Origin of the sequence: Streptomyces sp. SLBN-31 (assembly GCF_006715395.1) — a bacterium.
Taxonomy (GTDB): domain Bacteria; phylum Actinomycetota; class Actinomycetes; order Streptomycetales; family Streptomycetaceae; genus Streptomyces.
In genome coordinates this window covers 171731-195848 of record NZ_VFNC01000002.1, presented here as the reverse complement: position 1 = coordinate 195848, position 24118 = coordinate 171731, and the positions used below count along the sequence as shown (strand labels likewise).

Genomic DNA, 24118 nt, shown 5'->3' with positions numbered 1-24118 from the left:
GTTCCGGGTTGGCCGTGCGGGCGTGCCGGGGCTCATCGTTGCTCGCTCCTGGCTGCTCTCCCACTCGTCGGCCGCGTGCTGAACAGCCAGGCTGCGATCCAGCCCGTCTGCATGAGGGCGTCGAAGAGGTATGTGGGCCGGATCCGTCCCCTGGGCACGTAGGCCAGGTCGATCGCCGGCAAGGTCAGCGCGGTGCCCAGGCCGATACGGCGGGCATGGGCAGCACCCTGCGGTTCCGAGGCCGCCGCGAGCTGCGCGAGATTGGCGGAAACGAGCAATCCGCCTGTTGTCATCTGTAGCCACTCGTCCTTCTTCGGCCCGAAGACCCACTCGAAGCTCCGCAGATGGACCATCGGCCACAGCCCGCCGACGACATTGAAGGCACCGTGGGCGACGGGGATGCCATCCGTGGATTTCCGCGCTGTGGTCCTGCGCAACGCCGCTTCCCTTCGTCGGGAGGGCCCGCCGGGTACCCCAGGGCCCGTATCCCTCACTCGGGTCCGACGACCACGGTCGTGGTGACCCTGGTGAGCGCGGGTTTCCTCGGGACCGAACCGAAGCCGAAGCGCACCGGAGGTGCGACGGGGGCCGTCACCCCCAGATCAAAGCCGTCGAAGAACGCCGATACGAGGCGGACAGGCCGTAGGTCCCGAGCGCCGTACCACTCGCGGCGGCCCGCACGGGCACTTCCCCGGGTCCGCACTCCGCGCAGCAGCAGACGGGCCGGCCCGTCGGTGAGCGCGCTCCACGCCGGGCGACGGGCGAGCGCGCCGGGCACGGCGCGCAGCATCAGGCCCAGAGGTCCGCTCCGTTCGGCGACGAAGCGCAGCTCGAGTGAGCCCGCCACCACGGTCCAGGTGTGGTCCGCGACGCTGACCTGTACCGGCACGACGCGCATGGTGTCGAAGACATACGTGGCACTGATGAAGTCAGCGGTCTCGCGCGTGGGGGCCAGTAGCAGCCGCTCCCCGTCGGCCCGCTCCATCATCACATCGCTGAACGCGCCGAACGGTGATCGCTGCCAGTGGCCGAGCACGACGCGGGTCCCAGAGGAGGTGCCGATACCTGCGATCCAGCCCTCGAAGCGCAGTCGGCGCCGGCGCGCGGCGTGCTTGCGAATCGGATTCATTGCCAGGGCTCCACCGGAATCGACCCGCGCAGTGGCACGTTCTCAGCGAGCGGTGGTTGCCGGCGGGCAGGAATATGGCTCCCGGCCGCGCATGCCTGACTCCTTCCGAACGTCTGGGTCAGTCGGCCCACCCGCAGCGCGCGCAGCCGCACCCGCTGCCGCGCGCAGATAGGGCGCCACGCACCGCGGGTCCCCTTGCCGAGCCGGGGGAAACGTACGGCCGTGGCCGCGCGGATACGAGTGGCCCCGGCCGCTCGCCGGACAGCCCGTGGTCCACCCGGACGGAGGATGCGTGCGGCCGTTCGGGGGCTTGCGGTGGCCGGGCCCAGTGGGTGGCTGAAACGTGACTACGGTGCCCTGGTGCCGAACATGCAGTGCGGTGCCAGGGGTACTGCGTCGGCCCGTCCCGCCACAAGGAGCGCCTGCCATGACCTTCAACCCCCTGGAACAACGGGGCATCCCGCTGGACCGCCAGCTGCGCAACTGGCGTGAGCTGAACGTGCAGCCGATCGATCCCGACCGCTGTGACCCGTACACCCGCTGCCGGATCATCACGATGAACGGCATCGAGGTGGAGGCGATCCTCTTCAGCCACCAGCTCGCCCGCAACACCGTCGACCCGGAGGTCAAGCGGCAGCTCGCCGCCACGCGCTACATCGAGGCCCAGCAGCAGAAGGTCGTCAACTGGTTGCTGCCCGGCGTCTCCTCGGTGCTGGAGACGACGATCGCCTACGAGCAGGTCGCGGTGGACCTGACCGCCTGGGTCGCGCGCATGGAGCCGGACCCGTACCTGAAGCAGGCGTATCAGTTCGGTGTGCTGGAGGACTTTGACCATCTGTACCGGTACGCGAACCTGTACGAGATGATCGAGCATCGCAAGGCGGAGTCGATCGTCGACGGCCTGACCGAGGTCATGCCTGGCCGACCCACCCGCTACCACCACCGCAACCCGGTCGACAACGTTCGCGACCCGTACGCCAAGGACGAGACCGACCCGCTGTCCAAGCTGCACGCGTTGACGATCATGTCCGCCGAGCAGCAGACCATGAACTTCTACATGAACACCGGCCCCACCTACATGGAGCCCATCGCCCGTCGGCTCTACCAGGAGATCGGGCTGATCGAGGAGGAGCACGTCACGCACTACGAATCCCTGGTGGACCCGGGGGAGACGTGGTGGGAGCAGCTGGTCAACCACGAGTACAACGAGTGCTACCTGTACTACTCGTTCATGGAACAGGAGAGCGACCCCAAGGTGAAGGCGATCTGGGAGCTGCACCTGAACATGGAGCTGGAGCACCTGCACATCGCCTGCGATTTGATGCGCAGCCACGACGGCCGGGAGCCGCAGGAGGTATTGGCGCCGCAGCTGCCGAACGTGCTCACGTTCGAGCCGAACAAGCAGTACCTGCGGGAGCTGCTGGACACGCAGATGGACCTGACCACGCTCGGCGCCGGCTATGTGCGTGAGGCGCACGAACGGTTCGAGAAGATGCAGGAGCAGATCCACGGCGGCGAGGCCCCGCCGAGCGAGCAGGTCATGACCGAGCACGATGAGATGTTCGGCCGCGAATACCGCGTCCAGAGCGAGGGCGAGCACCCCGACCCCACCCAGCGCGAGAAGTGAGGCGCCGCACATGTCCGAGCTGCAAACACCTCAGGCCGGCGACGACCAGGCGCCCGACATCGACGTAGTGGCTCTGCTGATGCGCCAGCACGGCGACATCCGCAACCTCTTCGACGAGGTGGAGCAGAGTGAGGGCGAGGAACGGCGGGAGGCCTTCCATCGCCTCGTACGCCTGCTGGCCGTGCACGAGACCGCTGAGGAAGAGGTCGTCCATCCCTTCGTCCGCAAGGCGGTCGAGGGCGGCGAGCAGGTCGTCAAGGACCGCCTGGCGGAGGAGAAGTCGGCCAAGGAGACCCTCGCGGCCTTGGACGACATGGACACCGACGACCCCAAGTTCATGCCCCGGCTCATGCAACTGCGCACCGAGGTGCAGGAGCACGCAAGGGCGGAGGAACGCTACGAGTTCTCCCACATCCGCCGCAGCACCGACGTCACCAACCTCGCCACCATGGCCAAGGCCGTCAAAGCCGCCGAGGCGATCGCCCCCACCCGGCCCCACCCCGGTGTCCAGTCGGCCACTGCCAACGTGGCCCTCGGTCCGGTGGCCGCGCTCATGGACCGCACGAAAGACGCCGTCCGCAAGGCCATGGGAAAGAGCTGACAAACCGGGGAGCCGTCAGGTCGACCTCCTCAGGATCGCCAAGGGGGATTCGAGACCGATGTTGCTCGGTGAGGCCTGCCGGCGCGATACCGCGCCGGCAGGCCTCACCGGGTTCGTCGTCGGCGGCGGGTAGTGGTTTACCGCGAAGTGAGTGCGGCACCCGGACAGCGCGAGTGCCTCTTCCGACGAGTCCTCGCCCGTGCAACGCACCGGTTAGGCATCGGGAGCCGGTCCGGCGGCAAAGCCGGGCGGAACAGAAGGCGATCGATGACGACGATCGGTGTAGAAGAGGAGTATCTGCTGCTCGACCCGGTCACCGGTCTACCGGTGCCCGTGGCGGACAAGGTGCGCGCCGCGGCCGGCCTGGGGCGTCTTGTAGCCGATCAAGAGGTGCACTCCGAGCTGCTGCAGGCGCAGGTCGAGGTGGCCACCCCGGTGTGCGGCACACTGGAGGAGGTCGGCGGACACCTGCTCCGGCTGCGGCACGCCGTCGGAGCGGCCGCCGAGGCGCACGGCTGCCGGATCGCGGCCTGCGCCACGCCCCCACTGCGCCACGGCCACCCTGTGGCCGTCACCGACCAGGCCCGTTACCGTGCCATGCTCGCTCAGGCGCCCCAACTGGTGGCGGAGCAGCTGGTCAACGGCATGCACGTGCACGTAGGCGTGCACAGCCGGGAGACCGGCGTGCGGATCCTGAACCGGATTAGGGTATGGCTGCCGACCCTCACGGCCCTGTCCGCGAACTCCCCCCTGTGGGACGGCCACGACACCGGCTTCGCCAGCTGGCGCACCGTGATCTTCAGTCGCTGGCCGGTCAGCGGCATGCCCCCGCACTTCGCCGACATCACCGACCACGATCGGCGCGTGCAGCAACTGCTCGACAGCGGTCTGATCTCGGACACGGGCCAGTTGTACTGGCAGGCCCGGCTCTCGGCGCGGTTTCCCACCATCGAGGTTCGGTGCCTGGACGTGCAGCTGCGCGTGGACGACGCGGTGATGCTCACGGGCCTGGTCCGGGCCCTGGTGGAGACCGCGCTGGCGGAGGCCTCCGCCGACACCCCCGCACTCGACTGCGACCAGGAACTGCTGCAGGCGAGCATGTGGCACGCCGCCCGCCACGGTCTGAGCAGCACCCTGATCGATCCCCGCGGCCGGCAGCGCCGGGCCGGGGAGATGCTGTACGAGCTGCTGCGCCACGCCGCTCCCGCACTGGACGCGTCCGGTGACAGCCGGCAGGTGACGGCCCTGGTGCACCGGCTCCTGCAGGACGGCACCGGCGCCGATCGCCAACGCGCCGCCCTGGCCGAAGGCGGCCTGCCCGCTGTCACCGACCTGATCATCGGCACGAGCACAATGCCCTGACCTGTAGCGCCCCTTGATCCGGCGGGTGCGAGCCCCGTGAGTTTTCCTCGGTCGCGTGTGGGGACTCACCGCCTGTGGCGGCATATGAAGCGGAACAGCGCGTGCGTCTGCCCGTGCTGAGGGCCGGCTGGATGACGCAGACCTTCGTCCACTGGCCCTTCCGGCCGGAGGCGGTACAGGCGCTGCTGCCCGGGGAACTGGAAGTGGACGAGTATGACGGCGGCGCATGGGTGGGACTGACGCCCTTTGTCATGGCGGACGTGCGTCTGCCTGGGGTCCCCGCCGCGCTGCCCGGTCTCCCGACGTTCGCAGAGACCAACCTACGGACCTACGTCCGCCACCGAGATGGGCGCGACGGAATATGGTTCCTGTCCATCGAGGTGGCCTTCCCCCCGATGCTGGCGGCCCGCGCCATAGGTGCGCCGTACAACCTCGGCACCCTCAGCGTCTCCGCGGACGGGGGCACTCTCTCGTACACCGGTTCGCGGTGGAGTGGTGACGCCTCTTACCGCCTCCACGTCCGCCGCGGCGACCCGATTGAGCCGACGGAGCGCGACGTGTGGCTGACCTCACGCTGGCGGGCATACACCCGGCGGCTCGGCATGCTCTGGGAGACGCCGGTCGAGCACGAGCCGTGGCCGCTGGCCCGCGCCACCGTCGACGTACTGGAGGAGACGGTGACGACCGCGGCGGGTCTCGAAGAGGCGCCGCTCGACGAGCCCGTGGTGCACTTCTCGGAAGGCGTCAGGCACGTACGGCTCGGGCTGACCATGCCCTGCGTCTCAAGGCGCGCCGGTCGCCCCTCCTGACCACCTGCCGCCTCCTACTGGGCCAAGGCGGCGCAGGTCACGCCTGACGGGCACCGGCGGATGAGCCGGCTTTTCGATGGAAGCGCTCGACGTTCACTCATCCTCCGGCCCCGGACCTTATGAGTGCCTGCGGGGCACGGGGCCGAAGCGGGCATGGCGGCCGGGGCGGACCGCAGCATGACGCTGTCCAGGGCCAGGCCCACTGCGGGCGGCGAGGGCGTCGGCGACAGCGCCGGTTGTGAAGGCGTAGACGGCCTTGTGAAGAAGGTCCACGGCGAGCTCCTGGCGGGGCCAGGTGGTGGGTGGGGCGCCGACACCGGTCGCGTTTTCGAGGATCTGGTCGTTGGTGAGGCGGACGACCGTGAACTTGGCGGAGGCCATCGGTCCGCGCAGTCCTGCCTGGGCCATGACCGACCGCAACACTCCGAGAACAGCGGCTTGGCCGAAGTGCATGGCCCAGTTGACCGGCAGCGGCTGTCTGCCGGGACGTTCGGGCAGGCCGGCCAGCCGTTGGAGAACTCGCGCGGGCACATGGGAGTCGGGTCGGCCGGTAACGGCCTGCTCTGCCTTCTCACCGAGAGTCATCACGACTCCTCCGGCAGTGCCGGCGAGCAGTCCCTGCCACAGCGCGCGCTTGAGCATGCCCCGGCGGGTACCCTCGCCCACCTCCTTCACCCTCATGGCCGGTGCCTTCGCACAACGGGGACGCCCGTCGAACAAGTGGCGTGGCCGAACACCAATCTGGTGCTCATGCGGGAAAGACACCACGCCCTGCCGCCCGCCTCCTTGCTTGGATGCGCGAGGACGTCTTGTTCGAACTGGACCATGGCGGTGTCGAACACGACGCGTCTTCAGCGAGTTGCGGGGAATGCCGGGACGTACACGCGATGGTCCAGGAGATGATCGAGCGCCCGGAAACTTCGCGGAACACGAGGAGCCGGAGGAGTCCCCGGCGCAACGTCCCCTGGTGAGGTATTCGGACCACAGCGGGTCCGCGCTCACGGGAGGCCCGCGATAGGTGTGATACAGCCCGGCACTCTTTCCGGGCTGGGGCGGTCGCTCTAGGCGTGACCGACCGGACAGGGGGTAATCGGCAGACCCGTCCTCGAGGCGCCCCGACAAGGAACCGGTTTCATGAACGACTTCTACCTGGCCAGCAAACGGCTCTCGCCGACCGTCCTTGTGGTCGGCGCCGCAGCTTCGTGGCCCGTTTCGTATGTGGCAGGGCAACGGCGGCTGGGGCGGCGGTCGAAGCGATGAAGGCTGTGCGGCTGATCGCTGAGGCCTCGGTCGGCGCACCCGTCGAAGAGGTTCCTCAGCGGGTGTGCGCGGCGGTGCGCGAAGGGCTCGAGGTGGACGGTGTCACTGTGTCGTTGCTGACCGACACGCCCGCCCGCCAGTTGCTGGCCGCGTCGGATGATGCCGCGCTGCTGCTTGAGGAGATCCAGTTCACGGTGCTGGAGGGGCCTTGCATCAGTGCTGCGGAGACCGGCGAGCCCATGGCCGTGGACGACCTGCGGCACGAATTGGTGCCCTGGCCGTTGTTCGGTGCCATGGCCTGCGAGAAGCTGCCAGAGGTGCGCTCGGTTTACGCGCTTCCCCTCTTCTTCGGCGACTACGTTCTCGGGTCGGTCGACCTGCTGGCGATGCGACCGCACGCACTCAGTGCGGAAGCCCTGCAGCAGGCTTCCCATGTGGCTGACGCGGTGACGGCCGCCCTCATGCCAACCCGCGAGATGCTCCTCACGGGGAACAAGGCCCCAGCGTGGCAACCCGAGGAGGTGATCCGTGCCCACTGGTTCGACACCTGGCGTGCCGTCGGAGTGCTCGCGGCCCGATCGCGGATCACCCCCGAGGACGCGCTCGCCCTCATGCGCGCGGAAGCATTTCGCACCGGCAGGTCTCTGACCGATATCACCCGGGACATCCTGAAAAATCCGCCGCACACGCCGTAAAGGCGAACCCAAAGAACGCCGTACGCTCACGGCATTCAGCTGCCGCTTCTACGCTGCAAGCGGCGCTCAACGCGGTACGTGGATGCGGCCGAATCACGGCACGCACCCACGGAGTCAGTTCCGGAAAGGCCGCGGCCAAGTCCACAGGCAGTGTCGGAGTGATACGGACGAAACCCGTGCCGATGACCCCGCCACCAGCCACTGACAACCCCTCGCCGCCTCAACCGGCGTCGGTGCCCGGCCGGCCACGGCCAACGCGCAGCCTCCGGGTCTGAGGACGCGCGGCAACGCGGTCGTCCTGCTCTATCGCCGACGAGTCGGTTGCCGGCGCCCGATGCTGTCAAGGTCGCCGGCTAGAAGGCTCCGGTGGCTGATGGCGAAGTCTCCGTTGGGCAGAGTCTGTCCTTGGTCGTAGTACCGGCCCATTACGGCGGAGGGAAGGAAGGCGCGCAGACTGTGGCGCATGTTGCTGGGGTAGTCGACGGGTTCGCCCCAGTCGGCAGGCGCTTGGTCGGTGGAGAACAGGACCCAGTGGTCCACGGTCACGGCGGCATCGAGGTCCGGTGCCGTTCCGGTGTGGCTGTCCAGGGCCGGCACGGTCAACTGGTCGGGATCGAGCGGCGGAAACCACAGCAGCAGGGGCTTGGCCCGTTGCGCGTCGGCGTTGTCGAAGCAGCACACGGCGATGGCGTGGTCAGGAAAGTGGTCGGCGTAGAAGCGCAGGAGACCTGGGTCGAGGTCGGGGCGGCGATGCACAGGCACTTGTCGCAGCGCGGTGGGGATTGCGGTGGGGTCGGTCGCCAGGAGCACCGTATAGACGTCGTGGTCGAAGACCTGGACGGCCTGCGGTTCCGCACCCATCCACGCGATGTCGTCGGCTGCGGCGGCGACAGGTTCGACGGCGGCGACCATGCGGTGCAGGACGTCGCCGGTGCGCCCGGCGGAGAGGAAGTGGCCGGGGGTGAGTTGCGCGGTGGGCAGGTGCAGGAGCATGGCGTTCGGGCCGTCCGCCAGATTGACGGCGGTGTTCTGGTAGCCCAGGACATGGATCAGGCCATGCACCGGGTGGTGCTGCCTTCCGCAATACACGATCGTGCCGGAGAACGCGGCCTCACCCGTCGAGATGCACATGGCGGCAAGGTACCGGTCAACCGTGCGCGATGAGTTCGGTGGGGTACGGGGCAGGCGTCGATCAGCGCCGGGCAGTACCGGCAGGCTGCACGAGGTGTGGCTGCTCCGGACGGGCCGGCATCGCCGCCCAGCGGCAGGTCCAGGCTCACCCGCGCCGGAGAGTTGGGAGCAAGGCCGGTCGGTGGCTCGGGCAGCACATCACGACGCCGCCGACATCGGGCCCGTCTTCACTACGACGGATTACACCAGTGCCGCCGCCGCGTACACCTGTCGGCATGCTCCCTAGGTGCGAGCACGATCTACTACGAGGCGGGGCCTACGTCGCTACCGGATCGCCGCTCTCCGCCCGTAGCCACCACAGGTGATCGTGAACGCGGTGGAGTCGTCCGCATCGGCTGGCACATCGTGACCCCACACGACGTGAACCACTGGCCTGCCTTCCACCGGAAGTCCGCTTCCGGATGCTGACGCTCTCAGCCTGGCGTCGCGCCCCCGGGAAGTGCCCGAGTAGCGGGCTCTCAAGCGGCGGGCGGCGGTCCAGCCGCTCATCCGCTCGGGCGGATGACCGCGCGGACGCAGCCGTCCGTCTTCTCCTTGAACATGTCATAGGCCCGCGGTGCCTCGTCCAGGGTCACGCTGAGGGTCGCCAGGTGTGAGGTGCTCAGATCCCCGGCCGCCAGGCGGTCTTGGCCGTGCTGCTGGGCGCCCCGGAGCGTCAGCCCTTTGTTGATCACCGCGCCGAGGGGGAACTTGTCGACGGCGCAATTCACGTCGGGAAGACAGCGGTCCCTTCCAGGAAGGCGAGTTGGGCGGTCTTCTCGGGCAGATACACGTCGGGGATGGCGATCTCCGGCAGGACGACCACCGGCCCCGCCTCGAAGCCCTGCCGCAGAAAACGGGCGATCGCCTTGTCGTTGCGCACATCGGGATCGACGACGATCCGGTGCCGGCCCAGCCCCGGCAGCACGTACGCGGTCACGACAGCGAGCAGCGACTGCATAGATCTCGGTGACCTGTTCTCGGTCGAGCCCGTTCATGCCCCAGAACACGGCTCGTTCCTCACGCACCCAGCGGTGCACGACGTCCGCGTCCGCGTGCGGGTCGAGCGGCATGATGCGGACGGTGCCGAAGCCGTCGAGGCGCTGCTCGTGGACGGCGGTGCGGGCGTCGTAGGAATCAGACATCGCTCTCCTTGGTGAGCTGCTCGAAGTCGGTGACGACCTGGACGAGATCTCCCCTCACCCACAAGGGGAGCTGATCGCGGTGATGCGGTGAGCCCGGCACTCCCGAGGCGCCGAAGGGCACCACCCACCGGCTGTCCTCCCGCCGTGCCAGGTCCCACACGTAACGGGCCGCGGGCCCTCGCGCGCTCAGGTCGGTCAGACCGGGCACGGACGAGGTGCACGGCACGCAGTCGTGGTCGCCGGCGAGGCCGGGTTCGTCATCGGATGTGGTGGCGAGCGCACGCCACGGGGCGAGTCGGTGGCTCTGGCCCCAGGGGGCGGCCGGCGCCAGGACGGCCACTTCCTCCAAGGCCGCCGCTACGACCGCCGACCGGTCGATCTCGTACAACTCCTCGGCAAGGAGCAGGTGTTCAAGGGCGAAGGCGATCCGGGGCAGCAGGGCGAGCCAGGGGAGGAGAACCTCCGGGCAGGAGGGCGGGGCGGCCAGCGCGGCGAACGCCGGGTGCGCGGCGAGTCGCCGTACGACCGCTCCGCGCACAGCTGCGTACGCGGCCGCGTCGGTGCTCTGCGCGTCCATCCGGCGGTCCCAGGCCAGGAGACGGTCGCGGAGGGCGGCGGCCTTGGGGGACAGGTTCTTCAGGGCCCGCAGGTGGTCCAACAGGGGTGCGGCGGAGCCGAGGTGGGTGTCCGTGTGGATCGCGGGCATGTCGGCGGGCGACCAGCGGTCCTGCTCCGCCAGCAGGGCGGCGATGCGGTCGGCGCGGTGCGGCGGGGCGAACTCGACGCCGAGGGGCGTGGCCAGCCCGCGCTGGTTGGCCATCACCGCGATGGCGCCGGCGATTTCGGCTCGGGGCGCGGCGCGGGGCGGTGTCCGAATCAGGATCCATCAGCAGGCCCGGGAACCCGATCGGGGGGTGCGAGCCCGCATTTCGTTCGCGGGGCGTGGGAACGGACTCGGCTGTTCCCACGCCCCGCGTGTGTCACCACCTCAGTCGTCCGATGGGCAGATGAAGTTCCCGGACGGTCCCCAACGCGTCACCGGGGCCGCCTTCGCTTCGACGGCCCCGCAGGTCAGGTCGTTGATCGTGGTGCCGTCGCTCGTGATCTCCTGGATGTCGACCTCTTTGTTCACCGGGTATGTCGTTCATCACCCGGAAATAGACCCTGACCGCGTCGTAACCCCCGGCGGCGTCGCTGTCGACGGAGACTCCGTATGCCTTCTTGAAGTCCGCGGCGAAGGGGCCCTTGCTCTCAGGCACACCGGACTGGTTGTAGAAGAGATGGAGGGAGCCGTATTGCTGCACCATCAGCTCTGGGTGCTGGATCAGATGGGGTGCGGGGCTTTCCGCGAGTACGGCGATCTGACCTTGGTGCGTGTGGCACTGCTTGTCGTTCTGCAGGTAGTAGAACAGGTCGTACATGACGCTGGACCGGCCCGCGTAGAGGATGAATCCGTCGGTCCTGCGGATGAGCGCGCAGACACTGGCTGCCACGGAGGGGGTCTGGCTTTGTTTGCTCGCTTCGCCGTACGGCACTGGGTGGACCGGCCCCGCCGAACCGTAGGCGTGAGTGAACCGGTCCTTCAGGTCGACGCTGAAGTAGGTGTCCTTCGGGTCGAAGACCAGGACGGCGGCGGGTGCCGTATGCCCGGCGGTGACCTTGGCCAAGGCGGCCAGCCGGGGTGAGCGTCGCGCGAAGGAGGCCATGACGCGGGCCACCCGCTCGTCCGGGGCGGAGAGCTGGGAGTACGACACCGGTGAGTCCCGCACCATGCGCTGGCCCGAGACGCCGGTGCCGAGGACCGGGACACCCTGGGCGTCGAGCTCGACGGCCGCCTGGAGGGATTCCGGACGGCTCTGCGCGAGACCGATGACGCCGGCGATGTGGTCGCGGTGGACCCGTTCGGTGATCATGCGAGCGACGTCGACACGGCTGTGGTTCTTCGTGTTGAGTCCGCCGTGCGACCCGAACCTGAAGTACTCCCCGGCGTTGGCTACGAGCAGCCGGATCGGCATCTGGGTGTTGAGATGGAGGTCGTTGACCTGCTTCTGGGCGAGCAGCGCGCCCCGCAGCATCTGGAAACCGGTGGGCACGGTCCGGCGTGACGCGGAGCCGACGCTGAGCGGGGCGAAGAAGACCAGCGTGCGATATGGCTTGGTCTGGTCGACCTCCGCGTTCTGTCGGCCCAACCGGTCTTCGAGGGCGCGCAGTTCGTGTGCGGACAAGCCGTGGGCGAGGTCGCACCGGTCGCTGCCGTCGGTGAGTCCCACGCGTTCCCCGGTGTCGACGCGTGGACACCAGGTGTCGGTGGCCCGGGAGACGGGCTTGGCTGCGGGGGCATGGCGTGTCCGTCCGAGTCCGGGCACGTGGACGAGCGCGTCGGCGAGCCCGACCGCCACCGCCAGGGCGACGGTTGTGGCGACGCCGGGGCGCAGCCAGTCGCGTCCGCGTGCCTCGCGGGAGCGCAGGGGCCGCCGTACAACGGGTCGTTCGGCGCTCGTCCCGTTGTCGGGCACCGGTGACAGCGGCACCGTATAGACGGCTTCGACCGGTTGCCCGGAAGCGCCTGCGGCGAGCAGCGAACCCACCGCCCGGGCTGTGGCGCCCTGGCCGCCCGGTCGCACGCCCTGGCCCGGAATGCCCGGCCGGGGCAGACCGACCGCGTACGGCGGGAGGTCGGCCGTGGCGGCGCCCAGAACGAACAACGGGCAGGTCACGGTCTCCTCGGACACCGCCGAGAAGGAGTTGAGGAGTCTGCGGCTGGGGGAGTCCTCGCCGCCGACCGTCGGCAGCAGCAGGACGAAGGGCCATCGTCGCCGTGGCCCTCGCACGCTCCACAGCGGCGGGCGCGCCGCGCGAGCCAGGTCGTGGATGAGAGCGGTCAGCAGGATCTGCCGGACCACGGCTTCGTCACGGGCGGCCACCGCGGCGGCCGCGGACCTGGCGGTGGCCGCCGCAGCCCCGGGGTCGGCCGGCGGTCCCTCATCGGCGCGGGTCTGGGAGCGGGATCGCACGTGCGCGTCGCGCAACGACATGGAGGCGTTGAGGAAGCTGCGCCCCGGTTCGTCCAGCATGCCGCCTACCCAGCGGAAGCGGCGGCCGCGGTCGATCCGGCGGCCGTACAGCCACCGCCACAGCCACGCCAGCGGGGTGGTGAACACCTTGGTGATCGCCGACCAGCGCTTGGCGCCGAGTTCGTTGCCGAGGGCGCTGACCTCGGCGGCGAACCCGAACTTCCAAGCGCACTTGTCGTAAACGTGGTCCCGCAGTGCGCGCCGCTCCTCCGTCACGTCCCCCGCAGCGATGCTGGCCCGCAGGACCGCCAGGCAGACATCGAACTCGGGCAGACGCAAGGTGCCGGAACCGTCGGGCATGGTGGCGCGAAGCTGCCTGGCCACCCGGTCCAGCAGCCGCACATGAGGGCCGTCCTGCCCGCCGGCGTCTTCCCCGGACGGCTCGCAGGTGAGCAGATCCTCGTCGACGATCGCGTGCGGGACGAGACTGGCCAAGTGCCCGGTGTCTCCGGAACCCAGACGTACCAGACGATGGTGGTAGACGTGCACCAGGGCCGAGAGCGCCGGGTCCGGCTCGCCCCGCCCTGCGTCGCCCGCCGCTACGGCGACCGCGGTGTCGCCCTCTGGGGTCGCGCCGGCTGCCCGCTCGCGAGTGAACAAGAGCGCGGGCAATCGGTGTCTGGCCCTGCGATGCCTGGTCGGGACCCCCGTTCGCCGGTCGACGACGTAACGGTCGATGATGCGGACGACGTCCTCGAAGCCGCTGGGCAGGACGAGATCGCTCTCGCTCGTCCGATGGGGCAGGGCCACGCAGAGCCTCCCGGATCCTGAGAAATAGGAGGCGAGCTTAGGGTGAACTCCGGGTGGTCTCTGATGGTTTGTTGCTAATAGGCGCCCACTGAATGATTACGGATGTTTGCTGTTCGCTTCAGACGGATGCGGAAGGACTCCGGGGGCCCGACGGGCGGCTGGTAGTCGGTTTCGGCGCGGACATAGCGGTCCTGGGCGATCGCTGCTGACGCGCGCGACGGCTTTCCGGCGACTGACGTAGGCGATCCTGCAGGAGGAACGGTCCGGCCGCACCCCTTCCCCCAGCCGGTGGACAAGCCGTCTTACAGATGTCTTACGCGTTGCGGACGGAAGCATCGGACCGGCTGGCGGCCGCCTAGCGTGACTGGATGCGATCCTTCCGCACCTTGCGCATGATGGCGTTGGTGACTGCCGGTCCCTTGTTTCTGGCTGTCGCCGGACTGGTCCATCCCCGCCACCTGACAGCGGCGACGGCCGGCCACTGGACGGGGCTGCACATCGTTCTGCTGCCTGTCTTCCCGCTTCTCGTCCTTGGACTGCTGGTCCCTATGTGGGGCAGACCACGTCCTGATGCGGAGGGCGCTTTGACACTGCTCGCCTGGGCCGGGTGCCTCTGTTTCGCCGCGTACTACTCCGGTCTGGACGCGGTGGCCGGCATCTCCGCCGGCACCGTGGTGGACCATGGTGTCCATGGGGCCGCCCGACAACTGTTCGCGACCGGTGACGAGTTGGGCCGAACCGGAGTCTACGGACTGGCCGTGGCCTCGGTCGCCACGTGTACGGTGCTGTGGCGGCGGCATGGAGCCCGCGTACTGCCGGGTGCCGCCGTCCTGCTCGCCGCCTGCTGGTCGTTCGTCGACAGCCACATCTTCTGGCCCAAGGGCGTCTTCACCATGCTCGGTTTCGCAGTGGCCTTCGCCCTTCTCACGGACGCGGCGGCGCGTCCCGCCAAAGACGTGCAGCATCCGCAAAGAGGGACGAACCGCTGAGGTACTCCCGCCGAGCGGGCCGACGATTTCGTTCTGGTCGTACTCAGCGCCTGCCGCAGACGCGCTGAGCAGCGCGGTCGGCGACGGCATGCCTGCCGCGCACGCCCTCCGTGCCCTGTTCGGCCTGCCCTGTCGGCGGGGGAAGCCAGGCCCGGCTCCGTCATGTGTGCATCGTTGATCAGTCTCATGCCAGCTTGAACGTGCCGGGCCCGTGCGGTTCTGCCCGGCCGCCTTTCCTTCGGGCGATGAGTTTCGGTGTGCCGGACGGTCCAAGTCGGCACACATGACAAAGGGAGGACCCGATGAGCAAGATGCGAATGCATTCGATGACCCAGATCGCCCGTCGCATGTTCGAGCTCCTGGAGCCGATCTGCCTGGTTACCTTCTTCGCCGACGAGTGCAACGAGGAACTGGCCGCGCTCGGCCACCGCACCTACTGGGACGGCTATTTCGCCAGCCGCGCCGCGCCGCTGGGGCGTGTGCCGGCGCAGGTCGTGCACGCAGCCTTCTACAACTTCGCCGACGGGGAAGCCGCACGGCACATCCCCAGCGCCTGGGAGACGATCCCGCCCGAGGCGTCCGTCGCCGCGCGGGAGCGGGGTAGCGCGGCCTCCCTACGGCGCATCCTCGGCGAGCTGGCCGACTCCCCGGGCCTGGTGCGAGCCGCAGACCTGACCACCAAGGCCGCGACGAGCGCCCCCACCAATGGCCGGGTGATGTACGCCGGCATGCGCACCCTTGAGGTACCCGGCGACCCCGTCGCCCGGCTGTGGCACTCCGCGACCATGCTGCGCGAGCACCGCGGCGACGGGCACATCGCCGCTCTCGTCGGCGCGCGCATCGGTGGTACGGAGGCCCACGTGCTCTCCGCTCTCGAACAGGGCATCCACCCCCCGGAGTCATTCGGACGCATCCATCACCTGCCGAAAGAACGCCTGGCCGTGGTCATGGACGGTCTGCGCGAACGCGGACTCGTCGACAGCGACGGCCACTTCACGGACGATGGCCGCGCGACCAAGGCACGCATCGAAGCCCTCACCGACGAACTCGCCACCCCGCCCTACGACGCCCTGTCCCGCGCCGAACTCGACGAACTGATCACCGAGCTCGAACCCATTACGGCGACCTTGGTGACCGCGGGCTCGCGGTGACACGCAGAAGGTGCTGCAGGTCTTCATGATCTGGCTTCACTTGCCCGTAGGGGTGTCGATGTCCGGTTCGGCATCGGCCCGTCAGTCAGGAATGCTTGGTCCAGACCTATAGTCATTGACATGAACACGATTTAGAATCCTGAATCGAGCACGGCAGGCACTCCACTCCCACGAGCTGTACGAGGAAGGCCTCTGCATGACCGGATTCAGCGCGCGAGCGGGTTTGGTTCGCACCGCATCGAGACTTCTGGCCCTTTTCATCGTGATCCTCGGCGTCCAGGCCGGCCCCGCATACCGGGCGCACGCTGCCACCCCGTTCAAGGTACTGGCCTTCTACAACGGTACGTACGACGCGGCGCACATCAGCTTCGACCACGAGGCCAACACGTGGTTTCCGCAGGAAGGTGCACAGGCAGGGTTCACCTACACCGCCACCACGGACTGGAGTCGGCTCAACGCGGCCGGCCTCGCCTCGTATCAGGTGGTCATGTTCCTGGACGACTACCCGCACACCGCATCCCAACAGCAGGCATTTCAGGCGTACATGGCCGGTGGCGGCGGCTTCGTCGGCTTCCACGTCTCCGCCTTCAACGACGACACCAGCGACTGGCCCTGGTATCACAACACGTTCCTCGGCACCGGCACGTTCAAGAGCAACACGTGGGGCCCCACCTCCGAGACACTGCGCGTAGAGGACGGATCCCACGCGGCGACCACGGGCCTGCCCGCCACGATCACCTCGTCGGTGAGCGAGTGGTACAGCTGGTCGAACGACCTGCGCAGCAACCCCGCCATCGACATTCTGGCGTCCATGGACCAGTCCACGTTCCCCATCGGAACCGACCCCGACCAGACCTGGTACAGCGGCTACTACCCGATCGTCTGGACCAACCGCAACTACCGCATGGTCTACAACAACTTCGGCCACAATGCGATGGATTACGCGACAAACACCACCCTGTCGTCGACCTTCGCCAGCAGTCAGCAGAATCAGCTTCTGCTCCAGGAGATCAAGTGGGCGGCGGGGCAGTCAGGTCCGGTCACCCCACCACAGACCACGACCGGACCCATCCGCGGCATCGGCGGCAAGTGCGTGGACGTCGCCGGAGGGGCCGCCGCCAACGGCACGGCCGTACAGCTCTACGACTGCAATGGCACCAGTGCCCAGACGTGGACGGTGACCGGCTCGGGCACGTTGACCGCGCTGGGCAAGTGCATGGACGTCACGGCAGCCGGCACGGCGAACGGAACCAAGGTCCAGTTGTACGACTGCAACGGCACCGGCTCGCAAACCTGGCAGCCACAAGCGAACGGGGCACTGCTCAACCCGCAGTCCGGCAAGTGCCTTGATGCCACTGGACAGAGTTCGGCCGACGGAACGCGGCTGCAGATCTGGTCCTGCACCGGTGCGCCCAACCAGAATTGGACCCTGCCCTCGTAGGTGATCCCGGCCGACGTACGAGGCGTCGTACGGGGAGACGGCCGAGTACGTTCAGCAGCGAGGAGGCCGAGCAGGCCGCTCAGGGTCGTGCCTGAGCCGGTCCGGGGGAGCGGGGCGTCAGTCGGGGCCGCTCCAGTCGAAGGGGAAGTGTTTGCTCGACTTGCCGGAGCGGTCCCAGGAGAAGCCGAACGCGTCCGCGCGGTCGACGGTGGCCCGGCCCCACGTGGCGACCTGGCCTGGCCCGACCTCGGCGCCCGGGGCGTTGTGGAGCTGGACGCGCGCTCCGTCGGGAGATGTCGGTCCGGCGAGCGCCTCGGCGGTGGCCGTGACCCGGCCGGGTATCTCGGCGCGCCAGCCCGCCAGGTCCTCGTCGATCTCGATTCGGACGGGTGTGAAGTCCATGCCGCGCATCTCGCCGTGGAACATCTCCACGAACTGGGCCGGCCAGCCGCCTGCCTGCCCCCCGAAGACGGCCCCGAGTGCACCGCGTTGTGGTTCGTCGGCACGTTCGTCCAGGAAGACCGCGCCGTACGGGTCGGTGTGTTCGCCCGACCAGATGTTGCCCGTGAAGGAGGCGAGCATCAGGACGTTGAGGTCGTCGAGCCGGACGTCACCGTAGTGGCCTTCTCTGATGTGCCAGGCCAGTACCCCCTCGCAGTCGCCGTAGGTCGGGGGCTGCGCGAACGTGCAGGGGCACGGTATGGCGCACTTGCACACATCGAACCAGTCGCCGGTGATGTGCCAGCGCGTCGCAGGGGTGGCTTGCTCAGTCATCTCGCTTCCCTCCTGCCGAGCCCCAGGGGCCCACTCGGAGTGGCGAGACCGCGTGTGCCGAGCCCGGTCCCGGGATCGGGAGACGGTCTCCCTTCCAGCTTGCACCTCCGGTCCCCGGTGCGGAACCGTCCGGAGGGGATCACATGTCCATCAGTGGCATCGAGTCGCGCAGTCCCGGCAGCAGCCAGTCCTGGAAGGGCGCGAGCACGGCCAGGATCAGGAATACGACGCCCACGCCGCGGGCGAGGTGCAGGCCCCGGGACCAGAGCTTTTCCACGAAGATCACCACGGCCAGCCCGGCCATCGCCGCCACGTTCATCACCCCCAAAGGCACGAGAACGACCATCAGGCCGGCGCAGCAGCCGACGCAGTAGACGCCATGGTGGAGGCCCACCCGCAGGTCGCGGGCCGGTCCTCGGAAGCCGGAGTAGTGCACCAGGTGGGCAAGGGGGTCGCGGCAGTGCCGCAGGCAGACGTTCTTCAGGGGTCCCAGCTGGTAGAGGCCCGCGAGCAGGAAGGCGACGGAGCCGATCCAGCGACCGGCCGTGGGGTGATCGTCGACGAGGGCGCCGGTGAAGGCCAGCGCTGCGTAGGCGAGCAGCCCGAACGCCGTCCACACCAGCAGATATCCGGCGGCGAACTCGCCGGTACGAGCGGTCCGGGTCCAGCCGGAGGACTGTCGGCCGATGCCCCGCACCCAGGTGATCGCCACGGGCGCCATGGACGGCAGCATCATGGCCGCCATCATCGTCACCCACAGCACCAGGAACAGCGGCAGCGCCATCCCCATCGTGCCGGGCTCGATCCCCATGTCCCGGGCTTGGCCGATCGTCAGCACCCAGGCGGGCACCGCGATCAGAATCACCAGGAACCAGGCCGCCGCGAGATCCCGCGTGGGCAGCAGACCTCCACCCGGTCCGGTCGGGGCGACCGACCGGCCGGCTACGACAGCGGAACTCCGGCTGTGGCGCATCGACGTGTTCTCCTGCGGCTCCTTCCAGGAGAGCATTTCCCTGCTTTCCGCGCGACCTGGTCCGGGCGGTTCTTCGCGCCGTCGGGCCGCCGCCCGTTCAGCCCGGCAGCTATGGGAATGCGCGCCAAAGCCATCGGTGGGTGTTCCCGGCGCCGGGGCGGCGGTGGTCGCTCACCAGTACATGAGCGCGACCGAGCCGCTGCCCCAGCTGGAGTACAGGCGAGTCCGGGCGATATAGCGGTGATCTTTCACGAGCCTGACATCGAGGCGTCCGTTGCGGTCCTGTCCGCTGTCGTCGTCGGCGGAGACGTACCGCAGACCGTCGGCGGTCTCCTCGAACAGGGCCAGGACGACGTCGCTGTTGCCGAACGTGCCCACTTGGTAGCGCCGGCTCTCCGGCGGAACGATCTCGAAGTCGGCCTGGCCTCCGGTGGCGAGCTGTATCGGTGCCGACTGGAACGGCTGGAGCCCGGCCGGCTGGGCGGCCAGCGGCGGGTACCACTGGAGCACACGGTCCTTGTCCATGACGGACAGGCTCCGGCCCGTGCGGCGAGGACGGACTCCGCAGGCGATCCTGAACGCCTACGCCGAGGTCTGCCGCATCATCGGCGGGCGCGCCGTGGAGGTCTTCGAGGTGGTGCGTCGGGCCGCCGACGAAGGTCCCGAGTTGGCCGACCTGTGGGAGGCGATGCAGCGCAACCGGCGCGGGAGCCACCATGGTGATCGATCTCATCGAGGCCCTTGAGGCCCGGCCGCCCGGCCTCGATCGGCGCGCCGTGGACGTCGTGTGGGTGTTCAACGATCCTTCCCACTGCCGCTCCCTGATCGGGGCGTGCGGCTGGAGCGAGGAGGAGTACACCGCCTGGATCGCCGACCAGATGTACTACGGCCTCGGTCTCGACGACTCTTAGACGCCCACTCACCCCCCGGAGGGAGCGCACTGGCCTGGCGCCCTGGACGGTTCCTGCGCCCGTCCGCCCCGCCCCGGACTCCGCCGGGACATCGGTCACTGTCCGTCGGCCTCGATGCCTGGCTGCGTCAGCGTGCGGAAGATCTCGTCGATCTCCTCCGGCGTGCTGTCCGGGCTCTCGGTGAGCCACCACTGCAGGCAGGCCAGATGGGAGGCGACGACGAAGCGGACGACCGCCTCGCGTGGCACTCCGTGAGGCGGGGTGGCGGGGATCTCGTCGCGGACGACGTCGGCGAGCAGTTCCTCGATGTGCTTCAGCACCAGGCGCAGGCCGCTCTCGGTGAAGATGGCCTGGGCGAGGGTGCGTTGCTCGTGGATGTGCTGCAGGAACGGCAGACTGAAACGCAGGGCGCCCCGATCGGGTGCCGCTGCACCGCTCGGTGAAGCCCTGTCGATCAGGGAACGGAGGTCGGCGAAGCCGTCCTTGAGCAGTTCGTCCTTGTTCGCGTAGTGGTTGTAGAAGGTGGAGCGGCCGACGTCGGCGCGGTCGATGATGTCCTGGATCGTCACGCTCTCATAGCCCTTCTCCGCCATGAGCTGGAGAAGGGCGCGCTGGAGTGCCTGCTGCGTGCGACGGACCCTGCGGTCGAGCCTTGTGACCATCGTCACCCTCCTGTTTCTGGACGCTGCCGTCGAGTGCTGTCCGGTTCGGCACACTGCGCCGCGGCCTGCTTCTTGTCCGGCTCACGTTTCTGGACCTTAATCCGTTAGTGAACAGGCGTCCAGAAACTGCGACAAGGATGAGGTGGTGCCGTATGACACGCCCGAGGGAAAACTCCGCAGGCGATCCAGTGATCGCCGCTCGCGGGCTCGTCAAGACCTATCCGCTGCCCTCAGGTGAGGTCACTGCGCTCGGCGGGGTCGACCTGCGGGTCGCCGCAGGGGAGTTCGTCGCCGTGGTGGGGCGGTCGGGCAGCGGCAAGACCACGCTGCTGAACCTGCTGGCCGGGATCGACCGGCCCACGGCCGGAGAGATCCTTCTGGCGGGTACGGCCGTCCACACGCTCCGGGGCTCGCAGCTCGCCGCCTGGCGAGGCAGGTGTATCGGCCTGGTCTTCCAGTTCTTCCAACTGCTGCCCACCCTGACCGTGGCGGAGAACGTGATGCTGCCGATGGATTTGTGCCACACCTTCCCGGCGCGGCAGCGCCGCGGCCGGGCGCTGGAACTGCTGGCCGAGGTCGGCATCCGCGAACAGGCGGACAAACTGCCTTCGGCGCTCTCGGGCGGACAGCAGCAGCGCGCCGCGATCGCGCGGGCCCTGGCGAACGAACCTCCCGTGCTACTGGCCGACGAACCGACCGGAAACCTGGACTCGGCCACTTCCGACAGTGTGCTGGACCTCTTCGCTCACCTGGCGGCAGAAGGCCGGACCGTGCTCATGGTCACCCACGAACGCGACCTGTCGCGCCATGCCACCCGGCAGATCACCCTCGCCGACGGGCGGGTCCTCAAGGACACGGCGACCCGGAGCGCACGACAGGACGTGGCCTCGTGACCCGACTGCGCCTGCGGAAACTGGGGCGCGACGTGTGGGCCACCCGCTCCAGGGTCGCGATGATGACGATCGCGATCGCGGTCAGCGTGCTCGCGGTCACCGCCTTTCTCTCCGCCCGGGCGATCATCGGCCGGGAGATCACCCGCAACTACCAGGCCACCCGGCCTGCTTCGGCCACCCTGCACATCCCGGGCGGCGTGGGCGCGGCCGTCCTGTCCGCCGTACGCGCCGAGCCCGGCGTCCTGGACGCCACGGCCCGCGGCACCCTCCAGGCCCGCGTCAAGGTCGGTGACGGGCCATGGCGCACCATGGTGCTCTTCACCGCCGACCGGGCCGATCCCCAGCGGATCAACACCGTCGCCGTGGAGAGCGGAAGCTGGCCCCCGCCCAAGGGAACGCTGCTGCTGGAGCGCACCGCCCTCGCGTTCCTGGGGGTGAGCCCCGGTCAGCGCGTGACGGTCGAGGCACCCGGTGGCACACCGACCCCCATGACGGTGGCCGGTTCGGTGCACGACGGCGGAGTCGCCCCGGCCGCGCAGGAGCAGACCGCTTACGGCTACGCCACCACCACCGCTCTGACCTTCCTGGGCCGGCCCCCGACCCTGGACCAACTGCGCATCGTCGTCGGCGACCACTCCACGGTGTCCACCAGCTCCCCGACCATCGACCGCACTGCGCAGCGCGTCGCCACCCGGTTGAAAGCACTGGGCCATCCGGTCAGCAGCATCGACATCCCGCCACCGGGCCGGCATCCCCACCAGGGGCAGATGGTCATGGTCGGCTTCGTGCTCCTGGCGTTCGGGCTCATGGCGCTGCTGCTGGCCTCGATCCTGGTCGCCACCATGCTCGGCGGCATGCTCACCGCACAGATCCGGCAGATCGGGGCGATGAAGGCGGTCGGCGCCCGCACCGGACAGATACTGCGGACGTACCTGGCACTGGCCGCCGCCATCGCGGTCACCGCCACCGCACTCGCGCTCGTACCCGGACTCGCCCTGGGACGTGCCCTGGCCGAGCAGGGTGCCCGTCTGCTCAACCTCGACATCACCACCGAGTCCGTGCCCGCCTGGGTGTACGCCGTCGCGCTCGGCGCCGGAATCGGCGTACCCCTGCTGGTGGCCCTCGTGCCGCTGCTGAGGGGCAGCCGCATCACCGTGCGCCAGGCCATCGACGACCACGGGGCCGACTCCGCCGCCCCGGGCGGCCTCCTCGATCGGGTCCTCACCCGCCTGCGCGGCCCCAGCCGGACCCAGATGATGGCCCTGCGCAACATGTTCCGGCGCCGCGGGCGCCTGGTCCTCAGCGTCGGACTGCTCGCCGTCGCCGGCACCATGTTCCTCACCGGCCTGAACACCGCGGGCGGTTGGAGCTCCCTGGTCGCCCAAAGCATCGGCCAACGCCACTACGACATCGAGATACGGCTCGACAAGCCCTACCCCGCCGACCGACTCACGGCACTGGCACGCGCGACCCAAGGCGTGTCGGACGCCGAGGCGTGGGGCCGCACCGCGGCCACCGTCCACACCGCCGGCCGCATCGACGTGGCGCACGTCTACCCCGACGAAGCCCACGACAGCTTCACCGTGTTGGCGCCACCCGCCGACACTCGCCTGACGCGCCTGCCGCTCGTGGCCGGCCGGTGGCTGCGCCCCGACGACACCGACGCCGTCGTGCTGAACAGCCTGGTGCCCGCGCAGCAGGCACCCGGCACAACGGTCGGCGACACCGTCACCGTCACGGTCGCCGGGCACCCCGTCACTCGTCGAGTGGTGGGCATCGTCTCCGACTTCGGCACCCTCGGCGCGGCCTACGTGACGGACCGCGACTTCGCCACTGTCACCGGTACCCCCGGCCGGACCGAGATGCTGCGCGTCGTCACCGACCGCCACGACGCCGTGAGCCGGCAGGTGGTCCTCGACCGGCTGGACGACGCCCTGACCAGAGCGGGCACGGGCATTCAACAGGCCACCACCATCGACACCCTGCGCGTGGCGCTGGACGGGCACGTCCTGGTCCTGGCCGATGCCCTGATCGCCCTCGCGGTCGTGATGGGTTTCGTCGGATTGCTGGGCCTCGCCTCCGCGTTGAGCACCAGCGTCCTGGAGCGCACCAGGGAGTTCGGCGTCCTCCGCACGCTCGGCGCCACCGCCTCCGCGATCCGCGCAGTCGTCGTCACCGAAGGCGTCCTGACGGCCACGCTCAGCCTGCTCCTCGCGACGGTCGTAACCCTGCCCCTGACCCGGGTGTTCGGGGACTTCATCGGCACTCAGGCATTCCGACAGGACCTCCCCTTCGTTTTCTCGTTCCCCGCACTGGTGCTGTGGAGCCTGCTCACCCTGGCCGGCGCCGCGGCGGCAGGCGTCGCAGCCGCCCGACGCGCCACGCGGACGACCGTACGCGAAGCCCTCGTCAGCCTCTAACACCCACTCCGATCCGCAGGACCCGTCCCGGAGGACCTACCACCATGAGCCGTAACCGCAAGATCCTTGTGACCCTCGTCTGCGTCGGCCTGCTGATGGCGGCCATCCACTTCACCGTCAACGGCATCCCCGCCCTCAGCAGCCTCAACCCCCACGGCCACTGAGCCTCTACGGGACGTCCGCCCACCCCGAGCGGGCGTCCCTTGCCGCGTCGGGCCGGGCGGCCGCGAGCGACTTCCGCCGCGGCCGCCTTCGGCCTCCCACGGCTTGGGTCCGGGGCGG

The 24118-nt window shown here is 69.1% G+C and carries 22 protein-coding genes and 2 pseudogenes; 12 read left to right on the top strand and 12 right to left on the bottom strand.

Annotation, left to right across the window (positions count from 1 at the left end):
* Positions 1-32: 32 nt before the first annotated feature.
* A complete protein-coding gene (locus FBY22_RS20695; protein WP_174267225.1) occupies positions 33-437 on the bottom strand; it encodes a hypothetical protein in 405 nt (134 codons plus the stop codon).
* A 53-nt stretch (positions 438-490) separates the two neighbouring features.
* The gene (locus FBY22_RS20690; protein ID WP_142148104.1) at positions 491-1129 is read right to left on the bottom strand and encodes a hypothetical protein; all 639 of its coding nucleotides are present in this window, start codon (positions 1127-1129) and stop codon (positions 491-493) included.
* 427 nt (positions 1130-1556) lie between these two features.
* On the opposite strand from FBY22_RS20690, the gene FBY22_RS20685 reads away from it, so the two are divergent.
* The 4 genes from FBY22_RS20685 (at position 1557) to FBY22_RS20670 (ending at position 5528) form a co-directional block, all read left to right on the top strand.
* The gene (locus tag FBY22_RS20685; RefSeq protein ID WP_142148102.1) at positions 1557-2756 is read left to right on the top strand and encodes a hypothetical protein; all 1200 of its coding nucleotides are present in this window, start codon (positions 1557-1559) and stop codon (positions 2754-2756) included.
* A gap of 10 nt (positions 2757-2766) precedes the next feature.
* Positions 2767-3357 (top strand): hemerythrin domain-containing protein, encoded by a 591-nt coding sequence (locus FBY22_RS20680; protein WP_142148100.1) that lies wholly within the window; start codon positions 2767-2769, stop codon positions 3355-3357.
* Between the two features lie 267 nt (positions 3358-3624).
* Positions 3625-4719 (top strand): glutamate--cysteine ligase, encoded by a 1095-nt coding sequence (locus tag FBY22_RS20675; protein WP_142148098.1) that lies wholly within the window; start codon positions 3625-3627, stop codon positions 4717-4719.
* Between the two features lie 101 nt (positions 4720-4820).
* A complete protein-coding gene (locus FBY22_RS20670) occupies positions 4821-5528 on the top strand; it encodes a YqjF family protein (protein WP_174267224.1) in 708 nt (235 codons plus the stop codon).
* A 117-nt stretch (positions 5529-5645) separates the two neighbouring features.
* Here FBY22_RS20670 and FBY22_RS20665 read toward each other — a convergent pair whose 3' ends face one another.
* Entirely contained in the window at positions 5646-6170 is a 525-nt protein-coding gene (locus FBY22_RS20665) for a hypothetical protein (protein WP_142152419.1), read from the bottom strand.
* A gap of 614 nt (positions 6171-6784) precedes the next feature.
* On the opposite strand from FBY22_RS20665, the gene FBY22_RS20660 reads away from it, so the two are divergent.
* A complete protein-coding gene (locus FBY22_RS20660; RefSeq protein ID WP_142148094.1) occupies positions 6785-7483 on the top strand; it encodes a GAF and ANTAR domain-containing protein in 699 nt (232 codons plus the stop codon).
* 303 nt (positions 7484-7786) lie between these two features.
* Here FBY22_RS20660 and FBY22_RS20655 read toward each other — a convergent pair whose 3' ends face one another.
* The 5 genes and pseudogenes from FBY22_RS20655 to FBY22_RS20635 form a co-directional block, all read right to left on the bottom strand.
* Positions 7787-8614, bottom strand: a complete 828-nt coding sequence (locus tag FBY22_RS20655; RefSeq protein ID WP_142148092.1) for a hypothetical protein — start codon at positions 8612-8614, stop codon at positions 7787-7789.
* Positions 8615-9159: 545 nt separating this feature from the next.
* Complete coding sequence (locus FBY22_RS20650) at positions 9160-9384, bottom strand: hypothetical protein (RefSeq protein WP_222127813.1); 225 nt, start codon at positions 9382-9384, stop codon at positions 9160-9162.
* Positions 9381-9798, bottom strand: a pseudogene (locus FBY22_RS20645) (GNAT family N-acetyltransferase). The gene FBY22_RS20650 and the pseudogene FBY22_RS20645 overlap by 4 nt, the downstream one beginning before the upstream one ends.
* Positions 9791-10627: pseudogene (locus FBY22_RS20640) on the bottom strand (penicillin acylase family protein); the annotation flags it as partial. The pseudogenes FBY22_RS20640 and FBY22_RS20645, both read right to left, overlap by 8 nt.
* A gap of 151 nt (positions 10628-10778) precedes the next feature.
* Positions 10779-13622 (bottom strand): amino acid ABC transporter substrate-binding protein, encoded by a 2844-nt coding sequence (locus FBY22_RS20635; protein ID WP_142148088.1) that lies wholly within the window; start codon positions 13620-13622, stop codon positions 10779-10781.
* Positions 13623-13990: 368 nt separating this feature from the next.
* Here FBY22_RS20635 and FBY22_RS20630 point away from each other — a divergent pair, with 368 nt between their 5' ends.
* From FBY22_RS20630 to FBY22_RS20620, 3 genes are all read left to right on the top strand, one after another.
* Positions 13991-14611: a hypothetical protein gene (locus FBY22_RS20630; RefSeq protein WP_142148086.1), complete on the top strand. Its 621-nt coding sequence runs from the start codon at positions 13991-13993 to the stop codon at positions 14609-14611.
* A gap of 302 nt (positions 14612-14913) precedes the next feature.
* Positions 14914-15762, top strand: coding sequence for an SCO6745 family protein (locus FBY22_RS20625; RefSeq protein WP_260845028.1), 849 nt, complete (start codon positions 14914-14916; stop codon positions 15760-15762).
* Positions 15763-15958: 196 nt separating this feature from the next.
* Entirely contained in the window at positions 15959-17203 is a 1245-nt protein-coding gene (locus FBY22_RS20620; RefSeq protein ID WP_142148084.1) for a ThuA domain-containing protein, read from the top strand.
* 117 nt (positions 17204-17320) lie between these two features.
* Here FBY22_RS20620 and FBY22_RS20615 read toward each other — a convergent pair whose 3' ends face one another.
* The 3 genes from FBY22_RS20615 to FBY22_RS20605 all read right to left on the bottom strand — a co-directional run bounded on the left by FBY22_RS20615 (position 17321) and on the right by FBY22_RS20605 (position 19475).
* The gene (locus FBY22_RS20615) at positions 17321-17977 is read right to left on the bottom strand and encodes a DUF1326 domain-containing protein (protein WP_142148082.1); all 657 of its coding nucleotides are present in this window, start codon (positions 17975-17977) and stop codon (positions 17321-17323) included.
* A gap of 139 nt (positions 17978-18116) precedes the next feature.
* Positions 18117-18986 (bottom strand): DUF2182 domain-containing protein, encoded by an 870-nt coding sequence (locus FBY22_RS20610; RefSeq protein ID WP_142148080.1) that lies wholly within the window; start codon positions 18984-18986, stop codon positions 18117-18119.
* A 135-nt stretch (positions 18987-19121) separates the two neighbouring features.
* Entirely contained in the window at positions 19122-19475 is a 354-nt protein-coding gene (locus FBY22_RS20605) for a hypothetical protein (RefSeq protein ID WP_142148078.1), read from the bottom strand.
* Here FBY22_RS20605 and FBY22_RS20600 point away from each other — a divergent pair.
* Both FBY22_RS20600 and FBY22_RS20595 read left to right on the top strand, forming a co-directional pair.
* Complete coding sequence (locus tag FBY22_RS20600; protein ID WP_142148076.1) at positions 19474-19695, top strand: hypothetical protein; 222 nt, start codon at positions 19474-19476, stop codon at positions 19693-19695. The two genes, FBY22_RS20605 and FBY22_RS20600, sit on opposite strands and share 2 nt — an antisense overlap.
* Entirely contained in the window at positions 19667-19861 is a 195-nt protein-coding gene (locus FBY22_RS20595) for a hypothetical protein (protein WP_142148074.1), read from the top strand. Before FBY22_RS20600 ends, FBY22_RS20595 begins: the two co-directional genes overlap by 29 nt.
* Before the next feature lie 95 nt (positions 19862-19956).
* On the opposite strand, the gene FBY22_RS20590 is transcribed toward FBY22_RS20595, so the two are convergent.
* The gene (locus FBY22_RS20590) at positions 19957-20523 is read right to left on the bottom strand and encodes a TetR/AcrR family transcriptional regulator (RefSeq protein ID WP_142148072.1); all 567 of its coding nucleotides are present in this window, start codon (positions 20521-20523) and stop codon (positions 19957-19959) included.
* A gap of 188 nt (positions 20524-20711) precedes the next feature.
* On the opposite strand from FBY22_RS20590, the gene FBY22_RS20585 reads away from it, so the two are divergent.
* On the top strand, positions 20712-21416 hold the full coding sequence (locus FBY22_RS20585; RefSeq protein ID WP_260845027.1) for an ABC transporter ATP-binding protein: 705 nt from the start codon (positions 20712-20714) through the stop codon (positions 21414-21416).
* The gene (locus FBY22_RS20580) at positions 21413-23836 is read left to right on the top strand and encodes an ABC transporter permease (RefSeq protein WP_142148068.1); all 2424 of its coding nucleotides are present in this window, start codon (positions 21413-21415) and stop codon (positions 23834-23836) included. The genes FBY22_RS20585 and FBY22_RS20580 overlap by 4 nt, the downstream gene beginning before the upstream one ends.
* Positions 23837-24118: the final 282 nt, after the last annotated feature.

Excerpts from the sequence above, each read along its gene's own strand:
- FBY22_RS20690 (WP_142148104.1), bottom strand. The coding sequence starts at position 1,129 with ATGAATCCGATTCGCAAGCACGCCGCGCGCCGGCGCCGACTGCGCTTC.
- FBY22_RS20615 (WP_142148082.1), bottom strand. The coding sequence starts at position 17,977 with ATGACTGAGCAAGCCACCCCTGCGACGCGCTGGCACATCACCGGCGAC.
- FBY22_RS20675 (WP_142148098.1), top strand. The coding sequence starts at position 3,625 with ATGACGACGATCGGTGTAGAAGAGGAGTATCTGCTGCTCGACCCGGTC.
- FBY22_RS20610 (WP_142148080.1), bottom strand. The coding sequence starts at position 18,986 with ATGCTCTCCTGGAAGGAGCCGCAGGAGAACACGTCGATGCGCCACAGC.
- FBY22_RS20665 (WP_142152419.1), bottom strand. The coding sequence starts at position 6,170 with ATGCTCAAGCGCGCGCTGTGGCAGGGACTGCTCGCCGGCACTGCCGGA.
- FBY22_RS20620 (WP_142148084.1), top strand. The coding sequence starts at position 15,959 with ATGACCGGATTCAGCGCGCGAGCGGGTTTGGTTCGCACCGCATCGAGA.
- FBY22_RS20595 (WP_142148074.1), top strand. The coding sequence starts at position 19,667 with ATGGTGATCGATCTCATCGAGGCCCTTGAGGCCCGGCCGCCCGGCCTC.
- FBY22_RS20605 (WP_142148078.1), bottom strand. The coding sequence starts at position 19,475 with ATGGACAAGGACCGTGTGCTCCAGTGGTACCCGCCGCTGGCCGCCCAG.
- FBY22_RS20680 (WP_142148100.1), top strand. The coding sequence starts at position 2,767 with ATGTCCGAGCTGCAAACACCTCAGGCCGGCGACGACCAGGCGCCCGAC.
- FBY22_RS20655 (WP_142148092.1), bottom strand. The coding sequence starts at position 8,614 with ATGTGCATCTCGACGGGTGAGGCCGCGTTCTCCGGCACGATCGTGTAT.
- FBY22_RS20660 (WP_142148094.1), top strand. The coding sequence starts at position 6,785 with ATGAAGGCTGTGCGGCTGATCGCTGAGGCCTCGGTCGGCGCACCCGTC.
- FBY22_RS20625 (WP_260845028.1), top strand. The coding sequence starts at position 14,914 with ATGAGCAAGATGCGAATGCATTCGATGACCCAGATCGCCCGTCGCATG.
- FBY22_RS20630 (WP_142148086.1), top strand. The coding sequence starts at position 13,991 with ATGCGATCCTTCCGCACCTTGCGCATGATGGCGTTGGTGACTGCCGGT.
- FBY22_RS20685 (WP_142148102.1), top strand. The coding sequence starts at position 1,557 with ATGACCTTCAACCCCCTGGAACAACGGGGCATCCCGCTGGACCGCCAG.
- FBY22_RS20590 (WP_142148072.1), bottom strand. The coding sequence starts at position 20,523 with ATGGTCACAAGGCTCGACCGCAGGGTCCGTCGCACGCAGCAGGCACTC.
- FBY22_RS20600 (WP_142148076.1), top strand. The coding sequence starts at position 19,474 with ATGACGGACAGGCTCCGGCCCGTGCGGCGAGGACGGACTCCGCAGGCG.